Origin of the sequence: Actinobacillus seminis (assembly GCF_002263215.1) — a bacterium.
GTDB classification, from domain to species: Bacteria; Pseudomonadota; Gammaproteobacteria; order Enterobacterales; family Pasteurellaceae; genus Actinobacillus_B; species Actinobacillus_B seminis.
The window spans coordinates 282787-294487 of sequence record NZ_NLFK01000001.1; the positions used below are offsets into that span (position 1 = coordinate 282787).

The 11701-nt window shown below is 39.2% G+C and carries 12 protein-coding genes, 2 tRNA genes and 1 pseudogene; 11 read left to right on the forward strand and 4 right to left on the reverse strand.

The window, feature by feature from the left end; genetic code table 11:
- Positions 1–223: 223 nt before the first annotated feature.
- From CFY87_RS01390 to nrdR, 8 genes and pseudogenes are all read left to right on the forward strand, one after another.
- Positions 224–299, forward strand: a tRNA-Gly gene (locus tag CFY87_RS01390).
- A gap of 7 nt (positions 300–306) precedes the next feature.
- Positions 307–380: transfer RNA gene (locus CFY87_RS01395), tRNA-Cys, on the forward strand.
- Positions 381–564: 184 nt separating this feature from the next.
- The gene (locus CFY87_RS11850; RefSeq protein WP_201793225.1) at positions 565–792 is read left to right on the forward strand and encodes a hypothetical protein; all 228 of its coding nucleotides are present in this window, start codon (positions 565–567) and stop codon (positions 790–792) included.
- The gene (locus CFY87_RS12605; protein ID WP_201793226.1) at positions 789–1115 is read left to right on the forward strand and encodes an HNH endonuclease; all 327 of its coding nucleotides are present in this window, start codon (positions 789–791) and stop codon (positions 1113–1115) included. The genes CFY87_RS11850 and CFY87_RS12605 overlap by 4 nt, the downstream gene beginning before the upstream one ends.
- Before the next feature lie 300 nt (positions 1116–1415).
- Positions 1416–1583 (forward strand): annotated as a pseudogene (locus tag CFY87_RS12610) (HpaII family restriction endonuclease); the annotation flags it as partial.
- Entirely contained in the window at positions 1544–1693 is a 150-nt protein-coding gene (locus tag CFY87_RS11865) for an HpaII family restriction endonuclease (protein ID WP_272896432.1), read from the forward strand. The pseudogene CFY87_RS12610 and the gene CFY87_RS11865, both read left to right, overlap by 40 nt.
- Positions 1693–2124: a very short patch repair endonuclease gene (locus CFY87_RS01410; RefSeq protein ID WP_094945520.1), complete on the forward strand. Its 432-nt coding sequence runs from the start codon at positions 1693–1695 to the stop codon at positions 2122–2124. Before CFY87_RS11865 ends, CFY87_RS01410 begins: the two co-directional genes overlap by 1 nt.
- A 383-nt stretch (positions 2125–2507) precedes the next feature.
- Positions 2508–2957 carry a transcriptional regulator NrdR gene (gene nrdR, locus CFY87_RS01415; RefSeq protein ID WP_094945521.1) on the forward strand — a complete coding sequence of 150 codons (450 nt, stop codon included), beginning with the start codon at positions 2508–2510 and terminating at the stop codon, positions 2955–2957.
- A gap of 214 nt (positions 2958–3171) precedes the next feature.
- Here the strand turns inward: nrdR and modC are convergent, their stop codons facing one another.
- From modC to modA, 3 genes are all read right to left on the reverse strand, one after another.
- Positions 3172–4230 carry a molybdenum ABC transporter ATP-binding protein ModC gene (gene modC, locus CFY87_RS01420; RefSeq protein WP_094945522.1) on the reverse strand — a complete coding sequence of 353 codons (1059 nt, stop codon included), beginning with the start codon at positions 4228–4230 and terminating at the stop codon, positions 3172–3174.
- Positions 4217–4948, reverse strand: coding sequence for a molybdate ABC transporter permease subunit (modB, locus tag CFY87_RS01425; RefSeq protein WP_094945523.1), 732 nt, complete (start codon positions 4946–4948; stop codon positions 4217–4219). The genes modC and modB overlap by 14 nt, the downstream gene beginning before the upstream one ends.
- A 68-nt stretch (positions 4949–5016) precedes the next feature.
- Complete coding sequence (gene modA, locus CFY87_RS01430) at positions 5017–5760, reverse strand: molybdate ABC transporter substrate-binding protein (RefSeq protein WP_236757322.1); 744 nt, start codon at positions 5758–5760, stop codon at positions 5017–5019.
- A 160-nt stretch (positions 5761–5920) separates the two neighbouring features.
- Between modA and CFY87_RS01435 the strand changes: the two genes are divergently transcribed.
- Positions 5921–6703 (forward strand): TOBE domain-containing protein, encoded by a 783-nt coding sequence (locus CFY87_RS01435; protein WP_094945524.1) that lies wholly within the window; start codon positions 5921–5923, stop codon positions 6701–6703.
- 32 nt (positions 6704–6735) lie between these two features.
- Here the strand turns inward: CFY87_RS01435 and CFY87_RS01440 are convergent, their stop codons facing one another.
- Entirely contained in the window at positions 6736–8148 is a 1413-nt protein-coding gene (locus tag CFY87_RS01440) for a YdgA family protein (protein ID WP_094945525.1), read from the reverse strand.
- A gap of 240 nt (positions 8149–8388) precedes the next feature.
- Here CFY87_RS01440 and dnaK point away from each other — a divergent pair, with 240 nt between their 5' ends.
- Together dnaK and dnaJ are read left to right on the forward strand one after the other, a co-directional pair.
- The gene (dnaK, locus tag CFY87_RS01445; RefSeq protein ID WP_094945526.1) at positions 8389–10293 is read left to right on the forward strand and encodes a molecular chaperone DnaK; all 1905 of its coding nucleotides are present in this window, start codon (positions 8389–8391) and stop codon (positions 10291–10293) included.
- Between the two features lie 166 nt (positions 10294–10459).
- Positions 10460–11593 (forward strand): molecular chaperone DnaJ, encoded by a 1134-nt coding sequence (dnaJ, locus tag CFY87_RS01450; protein WP_094945527.1) that lies wholly within the window; start codon positions 10460–10462, stop codon positions 11591–11593.
- The last annotated feature ends 108 nt before the right edge of the window (positions 11594–11701 follow it).

Here is an 11701-nt window from a genome sequence, read left to right on the forward strand (position 1 = left end):
GATGAGAAATGTAATACCTATGTCAACAAGGTTTAATTTTCTAAATCACAAGCAATACTCCTTTGACCGGTGCGGAAAATTTAAGTAATCGTGCAAAATATAGTAAAATTTTTATTCTATTTTCAACAATCTGCATTTTTTTTCAGCAATTAACCATATTTTTTACAAACAACCGTTGACAGATTTTCAGAAGTCAGTAAAATGCACGCCACTAACAGCGAATGCGGGAATAGCTCAGTTGGTAGAGCACGACCTTGCCAAGGTCGGGGTCGCGAGTTCGAGCCTCGTTTCCCGCTCCAAACTAACGGCGTGTTAGCAAAGCGGTTATGCACTGGATTGCAAATCCATGTAGCTCGGTTCGACTCCGGGACACGCCTCCATAACTCGCAACGCAGTTAGTTTCAAAAAAAAAAAAAAAACCCCAAGAATAATATTTGGACTAGAGAAGAAACTATTGTTGCTTTTTATGTATACTGTATTATCCCTTTTGCAAGCAGTAGTAAAACAAATCCAATTATCATTAAATACGCAAATATGATTGACAGGAGTCCCTCTGCACTTAATATGAAAATCGGGAATATTGGGAGGCTTGATCCCGAATTAAAAAAGAAGAACATTTCAGGATTAATGCATGGTGCAAAAATGGAAGAATTTATATGGAAAGAATTTAATAAAGATAAGGAAAGTCTTGTTTATGAAGCGGAAAGAATTATTGAAAAATTTCAAATAAGTCAATTGAAAACATCTATCTTCAGCCAGAAGAAAAAGACTATTCAAGTCAAGATAAAGTGAGACTGGTTAAAACAAGAATTAATCAAAACTTTTTTCGTTCATCAGTTTTATCAGCATATAATAATGCTTGTGCTATAACGGGAATCAGTGTTAATGAATTTTTGGTAGCAAGTCATATAAAGCCGTGGACTAAGGATCAAAAAAATAGATTAAATCCACATAACGGAATATGTCTCAATTCCATTCATGATAGAGCATTTGATAGAGGATTAATCACAATAGATACAGATTATAAAATAATGATTTCAAGCAGGTTAAAAGATTTTTATACAAACAATTTTATTGATGATGTATTTAAAAATATGAAGGTGAAAAAATTATAATGCCCTTTAAAATTTAAACCTTCTTTAGAGTTTTTAGAATATCATAATGAGATCATATTTAAGCGGGCATAGAATGCATTATCCATGTTTTTATCAAATTGAAGATTTTTTTAGAAAGCGAAGCTATTGTGCACTTCCCTATTAAGATAATTAGAGAAGAAAACAAAGGTGAAATTAAAGAATAAGTCGCCGAAGAAATAATATCAATATATTAACAGCTCAAAAGTTAAAGAATTGCCTGAAACAGAATCTGAATATCTATTGAACGAAATTAACAGTAAAGCTTAAAAAGGCGCATTTTCAGTAGAAACCACACAGAATTTTATGGATAAAATTTTGTGTTATAAGCTTTCTGCACCTGCAACGGATAAAAGTGATATTACAGTAAAAATAATTGACGTAAATACCGGATACAGTCCGACCGTGGGATTTCCAATAACAGAAAATACTTTGAAGAATATTTGCTGAAGAATACAAAATATAAGACAGCATCCACATCAAGGCATGATTTCGGGGAAGTATATAGTGAAAACGGAGAAGATTTTATAAAACTTAATTTGCAGGTGAGATTCAGATAATGAAGAAAAATAAGCTTATAACCAGAAGTGAAAACATGGCAAGAGTTAAAAGCAAAAACACAAAGCCTGAAATTTTTTTAAGAAAACTTTTATGGCATAAGGGGTTCAGATATAGGGTGAATTATAAGAATTTACCAGGAAGCCCCGATATCTATTTGCCTAAGTATAAAACGGCTATTTTCGTAAACGGATGTTTCTGGCATATGCACGAAAACTGCAAATACTCATCTATTCCAAAGAATAATCATGAATTTTGGAAAAATAAGCTTGAAGGAAATGTTGAAAGAGATAAGAAAAACTATACTCAACTTGAAAGTGTGGGCATTAAAGTGATAGTGGTTTGGGGATGTAAAATTAAACAGATGATGAAAGATGAAATAATAGCAGTCGAAAGAGTAGATAATCTTATATACAAGATTATAAAACAGTGACTTTGTTCAGTATTATTTTGTAAAATAGCTATCTAATTGAATGAAAATGTTATGAAACGGATTGAAATGGAGGAGCAATGATAAAGGTTGATGAATTAGCAAATTCATGAGCCTATCCCAAATTCTGTGTCCCCCCCATTTCAACTTAATGGTGATCGTTTAGACAATCACCAAAATCAATCATAAATCGTGAGGATGTCAAAACAAATTAATTTCCTACTTCTATAGCAGGAAATGCTGCAACAATATTCAATCTTTCCCCTACTAAAACACTCAGATTTAAATAATGCTTTTGTGCATGATAAAACTATCGTAAATTTATGTAAATTTTGCTAAACTTCGATGAGTTTTATTGGGTTATCATTTTATTTAGGATTTAGCTTATGCGTTGCCCGTTTTGTGTCGCCGAAGAAACGAAAGTTATCGACAGTCGTTTGGTTTCTGACGGTTATCAAGTGCGTCGTCGTCGTGAATGTGAAAAATGCCGCGAGCGTTTTACCACTTTTGAAACAGCGGAATTAGTCGTACCCAAAATTATTAAAAATGATGGTAGTCGCGAGCCTTTTGATGAAGATAAATTGCGCCAAGGCATTCAGCACGCCTTAGAAAAACGTCCTGTAAGTCTTGATGATGTGGAACGAGCAATTAGCCATATTATTTATCAATTAAGGGCAACCGGTGAGCGTGAAGTTTCCAGCCAATTAGTGGGACGTTTAGCGATGAATGAGTTAAAACAATTGGATAAAGTGGCGTATATTCGTTTTGCTTCCGTGTATTTAAGCTTTGATAACATTAATGAATTTACCAAAGAAATTGAGAATTTAAAGGATTAATTATTTTAATCAAAATAAATCAATAAGTTAGATGTTGAAAATAAAAACGCGTTCCACAAAAAAACAAATATATTCCAAAATTATTTATTCTGTAGGGCTGACAACCTTGTTACGTTTTACATAAAACCGATAAAAACGGCAAGCGTATTAAAATGAAATTTGTCACGACGATAGCAAAAAAATCTCGTGGAGGTAAAGCCAAAGTGCAATTTTTTTATTTCACCACCGATACCGCATTAATTTGCACATAAACCGCTTGCCCTACGGTTAAATGCAACTCGTTGCATGACCATTTGCTTAGACTTGCCCAAATTTGTTGAGACGATACCTCCAATTGCACGTCCACACGATCATCAAAAGCAAAAAGTGCTGTGATTTTTCCGCGTAAAATATTGCGAATGCTACTTTTCTCCGGCATGATCAAAGCTAAAGAAACATCGGAACTATGCACGCACACCCGTACCTTGTCACCAATCGGCTGCGCCACTGCATTGACCCATAATAATTGTTCACCGAGAAAAAGTGCGGTCATATTGTACACCGGATGATGCAAATGCACCGGCAAAAACAGCACCGCGCTTTGTTCATGTTCCGTTTTCCACGGAGAAAATAACGGATTTTGCCAAATTTTCTCCAACACATCATAGGCTTTGACTTTTCCATCATCCAGCAACACCACACGCTCCGCCAAGCGCAACAACTCGTCCAAACTATGTGTCACGTAAAGAATCGGAATCTCAATTTGTTGAGATAAGGTTTCCAAATACCGCAACAACTCGCGTTTACGCGGTAAATCTAACGCGGATAACGGTTCATCCATCAATAAAATATCCGGATCCGTCAATAATGCCCGCCCAATCGCCACACGCTGTTTTTCGCCGCCGGATAAGGTGATCGGGTAACGTTTTAATAAAGATCCAATGCCTAATAAATCTACTATATAATCAAACTCTTGCGTACTGACATTACGCATTCCGTAACGCAAATTGCCTTTGACATTGTAATGGGGAAACAAGCGCGCCTCTTGAAACACATACCCCACTCGGCGCCCATAGGTTGGTACGCTTATGTTCTGCACCACATCTACTAAAGTGCGGTCATTTAATCGAATAAATCCTTCATCCGGCGCAATTAAACCGCTGACTAAATTGAGCAGCGACGATTTACCCGAACCTGAAAGCCCAAAAATTGCAGTAATACCTTGATTGGGGATGTGCAAATCCGCCATCAACGCCATTTTTCCCAGTTGTTTTTTAACTTTAATTTCTAACATTAACAACGCGCCCTAATTTTTGTCGTGTTCGTTTTGCCAACCATTCTGAAAATAATAAAGAAATCAATGAGATCATAATGGCAATAAAGCAAAGTCGTGCTACGGCACTTTCCGCGCCAGGCGTTTCGATAAAGGAATACATGGCAAGAGGAATGGTTTGTGTCACTTCAGGAATATTGGAAACAAAGGTAATCGTCGATCCGAATTCACCTAAAGAGCGGGCAAAACCTAAAATCACCCCGGCTAAAATGCCGGGAAAAGAAAGCGGCAACACAACGGTGAAAAATATTCGCCATGGAGATGCCCCCAAGGTTGCTGCCGCTTGCTCCAACTTTACATCCACACTTTCTAACGCCAAGCGAATCGCGCGTACCACTAACGGAAACGCGACAATTGCCGAAGCCAGCGCCGCACCGTACCAACTAAATCCAAAACTAAAATCAAACCATTGCAACAGATATTTACCGATAATCCCGTTCCGCCCCATAGCGATTAATAATAAATATCCGATCACCACCGGCGGTAACACCAAAGGCAAATGGATAATTCCGTTAACGAAAGCTTTACCGAAAAAATCTTTTTTCGCTAAAACCCATGCCGCCAGTAGCGCAAAAGGCAAACCGGCTAAAACAGAAGCGATGCCCACTTTAATGCTTAAATAGACCGCACTTAGCTCCGCCGGCGATAAATGAAAATACCCAATTAATTCATCAATCATTATAATCACATGATATTAAAGTTAAATTTTCCCTGTTTCTCAACATTTGCTCTGCACAAAAAGCAAGATCATTTGATAGTAAACCCATTTTGGCGAAAAATCGCTTTTGCCGGTGCGGAGTGTAAATAATCAAAAAAATCCCTCGTCTCGGCACGCCCATGTCCTTTAACGATTGCGGCGGGATATTCTATCGGCATATGGGAGTTTTCCGGGAAAACCGCAACAATTTTCACATTATCTGCGCTAATCATCGCATCAGTTTGATATACGACACCCAACGGAGCTTCACCTTTTTCTACAAATAGTAATGCTTTACGCACATTATCTGCTCGTGCAAGTCTTTTCTGTAACCCATCCCATTGATTTAAATAGGTAAATGCCGTTTTAGCATAAATACCGGCAGGAACATGGCTAGGATCAGCAACGGCTAAAAAAGAACCGTCTAAAGCCGATTGCCATTGTGCATTCGTTAAATCCACCGTTTCAATTTTGCTGTCTTTCGGTGCAATCATAACGAGTGCATTACCCGCAACATTTTGACGGCTATCTTCCTCAATTGCGCCTTTTTCTGCCAAAAAATCCACCCATTGCTGATCAGCGGAAATAAAAATATCGGCAGGTGCATTTTCGGTAATTTGTCTCGCTAAAGTGGATGATGAGGCAAATGAAAATACAATTTCTTGCGTTGGATATTGTTTATGATATTCTGCCGCAATTTGCTCCAATGCATTAGTCATTGACGCCGCAGCAAACACCGTGGTTTTTGCCTGTGCCAAAAATGACATTGAACTTAGCACTATCATTAACAACATTGCCCATTGTTTTATCTCGCCATTTAGTTTACGCACCATTTTTCCCCTCAATTTCCCGCAAATTAATTCATTATAAATTTAATTATATAATGAAATTTAAATAAATGCTACACAAAAATCCGTTTCGATTACACTATAAAAAACAACTCATTGAAATGCTATGTTAACGACCGAATTAAACAGCGAAATTCTATTAACCATCAAATTGCAGCAACAACTCTTTGTGGATCCCAAACGTATTCGTTTGCTCAAAGAAATTCAGCAGTGCGGCTCCATTAACCAAGCGGCAAAAAATGCACAAGTCAGCTACAAAAGCGCTTGGGATCATTTAGAAATAATGAATAAAATTAGCCCAAAACCCTTGCTTGAACGCAATACGGGCGGAAAAAATGGCGGTGGTACCCAATTAACGACTTATGCCCTGCGACTGCTGCAACTTTATGATTTATTAGAACAAACTCAACAAAAAGCATTCTCGATTTTACAGGATGAAAGCGTCCCGTTAAACAGCCTGCTATTTGCCACCACCCGTTTCTCGCTACAAAGTAGCGCAAGAAATCAGTTTTTCGGCAATATTAAAAGGCTGATTCATGAGGATATTCATTGTTATATAGATGTGCATATTACCGATTTTCCCTATCCACTGCGAGTTTCCATCACCGCGCAAAGTGCGGTGCGTTTACAATTAGTTTTGGAAAAAGAAGTATTGTTGATGATCAAAGCGCCTTGGGTAAAAATCTCTCATCAAGCAACGTCTCAACCAAACAACTATCCAGCAGCGGTTAAATCCATCATTGATAAAAATGATTTCAAAGAAGTGATATTATCCTTAAGCAAGGAAACCGAACTCTGCGCCATCGTCCTCAACGACGAACAAATCGCACTTGACCAACTCCTATGGTTTAGTATCGATCCCGAACAAGTTATTTTAGCTACGCTATAAATTGAAGATGATTTTTATTTTAAAAAACCGGATTAAACCCCGCCGGCGTAAATCATCATGGCGAGGATGAAGAGCCAAGCCTGAATATCTTGTTCGCTATAATCTTTGCCGGTAACATTTAATTTGTCGTTGTCGAGGTTGAATGTCAGCGTATATTTATCATCGGTTTCTTTGAATAACCCTTGGCTTACTAGTGATTTTAGTTTTTTATCCAAGATATTTTGCGCGTTTTGTTCCGCATCGGCTTGGCTGAGGCTGTTATCTGATGCCATCAATGAGGTAGCAATAAATTCTTTCAAAAAGGCTTTATCTAAGTTGAGTTCGCCTGTTAAGGTGTTAAATAAATCTAAGATTTTGCCTTGTTGTCCCGCGTTAAGCACATTTTGCACCACACCGACATCCAAATTTAGCGTGGCGTTGCCCTTGCTGTTGGTTAGCCCTAATGGCGATAATTGCAAGTGCGGTTGATTATTTAACAATTTTTCCAGTGCATTTATCCCTTCGACACTTAAGTTATTTTGTCGATTAAGTTTATCCGCCCCTTGTAAAAACAAGCGTAAAGCATTTGCATCAAGATGGTTTAATTTCATGTTCCATTGCAATCCCGCCACCGAACGATTGTTTTCTTTCACATCCGCCATCTGATAAACAAAATCAGAATTTACCCAATTTTGTTCTTGTTTTAAGTTAAGAGAAAGCGAGATGTCATCAAGTTGTAAACGATAATCCTGCCCTTTTTTATCTATGCCATTAAGCGCAAAATCCGCAATGCTTACCTGATATTGACCATTAAATAAATCAGCACTTGGGCGTTCCACATTCACTTTAACATTTTTCAACAAAATAGTATTGGGTCTTGCCGGATCTTCGGTTTCTTTGCGGATCGTTACACTTGGAAAATTACCGACGGTTTTGCCAAATCCTTTTTTGTCCAAATCAAATTGCACATTCCCTGTCCATTGCAACTGTTCCGCATCCAAATTCACTTTCGCGCTAGAATTAAGCTCACCTTTAACTTGTTGGTTATAGGCCATGGCAAGCGTCAGCGCTAGCGGATTACTTTTGTCATCTGTAAACCAAAGTGCTGTTTGTTCATTTTTCTGTAAGGCAAGATCGGCAGAAAACATCGCGACTGAAAAATTATTCAATGTAATAGGTCCATGATAAATTTTTCCCGCCATCGGCAAACGATAAGTGATATTATCTTTCGGCGAAGTGAGGAGCAAATCGTAGGACAAAGTTGAGCTAAAAAAACCGCGCTCAAATTTCACATTTTCAACTTTGCTCAAGCCATGTTCAATAGAAACTGACGTAGCACTTCGGTTAATTTGTTGCAGATAAAATACATAATTTTCTTCGGCCACTTTTCCAGTGTACCACGCACCACCGCTCCACAGCGCACCGAGGGCAACAAGCATTCCGATCGCTAATGTTGATTTTTTCATTGTAGTTCCTTAAGTCATTATCAAATTTTCAACAATAAACTAACATAACCTGCTATAAAGTCAAAAAATTTTCCACCCTCCCCTTGAATTTTATTTTTCCGCTCACATTTACAAAAACGTGAACGGATTTGACCGCACTTTTCAAGAAAAAATGTTGAAAAATATTGGAATTTAACCTTGAAATGCGAAATTCAATCCTTATCTAAGAGACAACAGAATTTTATTAGGAGAAAACAGATTATGGGAAAAATTATTGGTATTGACTTAGGCACAACAAACTCTTGTGTAGCGGTAATGGATGGCGATAAACCGCGTGTTATTGAAAATGCCGAAGGGGATCGTACGACACCGTCAATTATCGCTTATACCAACGATAACGAAACCTTGGTTGGTCAACCGGCAAAACGTCAAGCAGTAACCAATCCGAAAAATACGTTATTTGCAATCAAACGTTTAATCGGTCGTCGTTTTGAAGATCAAGAAGTTCAGCGTGATGTGAGTATTATGCCATTTGAAATTGTAAAAGCAGACAATGGTGACGCTTGGGTTTCAGTAAAAGGTGAAAAAATGGCACCGCCGCAAATTTCTGCCGAAGTGTTGAAAAAAATGAAAAAAACGGCGGAAGATTTCTTGGGTGAAACGGTAACCGAAGCAGTAATTACTGTACCGGCATATTTCAACGACGCACAACGTCAAGCAACCAAAGATGCAGGTCGTATCGCCGGTCTTGAGGTTAAACGTATTATCAATGAACCGACAGCGGCGGCATTGGCTTATGGTTTGGATAAAGGTAAAGGCAACCAAACGATCGCAGTTTATGACTTAGGGGGTGGTACTTTCGACTTATCCATTATCGAAATCGATGAAGTTGGCGGCGAAAAAACGTTCGAAGTATTAGCAACTAACGGAGATACTCACTTAGGTGGTGAAGACTTTGATAACCGCGTAATCAACTACTTAGTGGACGAGTTCAAAAAAGAACAGGGCGTAGATTTACGTAACGATCCGCTTGCAATGCAACGTTTGAAAGAAGCAGGTGAGAAAGCGAAAATCGAACTTTCTTCTGCGCAACAAACTGACGTTAATCTTCCGTACATCACCGCAGATGCAACCGGTCCAAAACACTTAAATATTAAATTAACTCGTGCCAAACTAGAATCCTTAGTGGAAGATTTAGTGGCGCGCTCTATGGAGCCGGTAAAAGTTGCGTTGGCTGATGCCGGATTGAGCGTCTCCGACATCAATGATGTGATTTTGGTGGGCGGTCAAACCCGTATGCCATTAGTTCAACAAAAAGTGGCTGAATTCTTTGGCAAAGAACCACGTAAAGACGTGAACCCTGATGAAGCGGTTGCTGTAGGTGCTGCGGTACAAGGTGGTGTGTTATCTGGTAATGTAACTGACGTATTGTTGTTAGACGTTACTCCGCTTTCATTAGGTATCGAAACCATGGGCGGTGTGATGACAACCTTGATTGAGAAAAACACCACAATTCCAACCAAAAAATCGCAAGTGTTCTCAACCGCGGAAGATAATCAAAGTGCAGTGACAATTCACGTACTTCAAGGTGAACGTAAACAAGCAAGTGCGAATAAATCTTTAGGGCAATTTAACCTGGAAGGTATTAACCCTGCACCACGCGGTATGCCACAAATTGAAGTAACTTTCGATATTGACGCGGACGGTATTATCCACGTTTCCGCGAAAGATAAAGGCACCGGTAAAGAACAACAAATTACCATCAAAGCTTCTTCCGGTTTGAGTGATGATGAAATTCAACAAATGGTACGTGACGCGGAAGCAAACGCAGAAGCTGATCGTAAATTTGAAGAATTAGTGCAAGCGCGTAACCAAGCGGATCATTTAGTTCACTCTACTCGCAAACAATTAAGCGAAGTGGGCGATAAATTATCAGCAGACGACAAAGCTCCGATTGAAAAAGCCGTCAACGAACTTGAAGCGGCAGCGAAAGGTGAAGACAAAGCGGCGATTGAAGAAAAGCTCCAAGCTTTAGTTCAAGTGTCTGAAAAACTTATTCAAGTGGGTCAAGCGCAAGCCCAACAAGGTCAACAACAAGCGCAACAAAATCCAAAAGATGATGGCGTAGTTGATGCCGAGTTTGAGGAAGTGAAAGATAATAAATAATTCACGGGTAGGGGCACTCTGTGTGTCCACGGACACAGCCGTGTTCCTACAAAGGGCGTAGCAATACGCCCTTTGGTCTATTACGTAGGGTGGGTGATAACCCACCAAAATATCAAAATTTAGCGAAATGGTGGGTTACACCCACCCTACAGAATGATACAAAATTATGGCAAAACGAGATTATTACGAAGTACTAGGTATTCAAAAAGGGGCGGATGAAAAAGAAATTAAACGTGCCTATAAACGCCTTGCAATGAAATATCACCCTGACCGTACGAAAGGGGATAAAGAAAGTGAAGAAAAATTTAAAGAAATCAATGAAGCCTATGAAATCTTAAGCGATAAAGAGAAAAAAGCCGCTTACGATCAATATGGTCATGCTGCATTTGAACAAGGCGGATTTGGTGGCGCTGGCGGATTTAGTGGCTTCGGCAGTGCCGATTTCGGCGATATTTTTGGTGATATGTTCGGCGATATTTTTGGCGGAAGTCGCGGTCGTCAACGTGTCGTGCGTGGCGAAGATTTACGTTATGATATTGAAATTACCTTAGAAGAAGCAGTAAAAGGTACTAAAAAAGATATTCAAATCAATACTTTAGTTGAATGTGAAAGCTGCCATGGTTCCGGTGCGGAAGCGGGTTCTAAAGTAGAAACCTGTCCAACTTGCCACGGAGCGGGTCGTGTTCGTCGTCAACAAGGCTTCTTTGTAACCGAACAAGTTTGTCCAACCTGTCACGGGTTCGGGAAAAAAATTGAAAAACCATGTCGTAACTGCCATGGCGACGGACGTGTACATAAAAAGAAAAACCTTTCTGTTACAATTCCAGCGAGCGTTGATACCGGCAATCAATTACGCTTATCCGGTGAAGGTGCCGCAGGGGAAAACGGCGCGCCGGCAGGCGATCTGTACGTGGTCATCCATGTTAAAGAACATGATATTTTCCAACGTGACGGGAACAATCTTTACTGCGAAGTGCCAATCAGCTTCACCATGGCGGCATTAGGTGGCGAAATTGAAGTGCCAACCTTAGATGGTCGCTTGAAAGTGAAAATTCCGGAAGAAACACAAACCGGTAAATTATTGCGCTTACGCGGCAAAGGTGTATCCTCTAGCAGAAGTGGCTATGTAGGTGATTTAATTTGTAAAATTATTGTTGAAACCCCAATCAAACTCAATGAAGAACAAAAAGAATTGTTGAGAAAATTGGAAGCAAGTTTGGAAGGCAAAACGCAACACCGTCCAAAATCCTCCAGCTTTATTGATGGCGTTAAAAAATTCTTCGATAATTTAGGCAAATAATCAGTTAAATAAAAAGTGCGGTCAAAATCCGAAGATTTTTAACCGCACTTTTTCTATATTACGTCTAATTCGGCGTTAAAAGGACAAAAAAAGCGCCTCTATCCCGAA

Bases quoted from the DNA above. Each gene is read 5' to 3' on its own strand.
- CFY87_RS11850 (WP_201793225.1), top strand. From the start codon at position 565: ATGAAAATCGGGAATATTGGGAGGCTTGATCCCGAATTAAAAAAGAAG.
- CFY87_RS01410 (WP_094945520.1), top strand. From the start codon at position 1,693: ATGAAGAAAAATAAGCTTATAACCAGAAGTGAAAACATGGCAAGAGTT.
- nrdR (WP_094945521.1), top strand. From the start codon at position 2,508: ATGCGTTGCCCGTTTTGTGTCGCCGAAGAAACGAAAGTTATCGACAGT.
- modC (WP_094945522.1), bottom strand. From the start codon at position 4,230: ATGTTAGAAATTAAAGTTAAAAAACAACTGGGAAAAATGGCGTTGATG.
- modB (WP_094945523.1), bottom strand. From the start codon at position 4,948: ATGATTGATGAATTAATTGGGTATTTTCATTTATCGCCGGCGGAGCTA.
- modA (WP_236757322.1), bottom strand. From the start codon at position 5,760: ATGTTGTTAATGATAGTGCTAAGTTCAATGTCATTTTTGGCACAGGCA.
- CFY87_RS01435 (WP_094945524.1), top strand. From the start codon at position 5,921: ATGTTAACGACCGAATTAAACAGCGAAATTCTATTAACCATCAAATTG.
- CFY87_RS01440 (WP_094945525.1), bottom strand. From the start codon at position 8,148: ATGAAAAAATCAACATTAGCGATCGGAATGCTTGTTGCCCTCGGTGCG.
- dnaK (WP_094945526.1), top strand. From the start codon at position 8,389: ATGGGAAAAATTATTGGTATTGACTTAGGCACAACAAACTCTTGTGTA.
- dnaJ (WP_094945527.1), top strand. From the start codon at position 10,460: ATGGCAAAACGAGATTATTACGAAGTACTAGGTATTCAAAAAGGGGCG.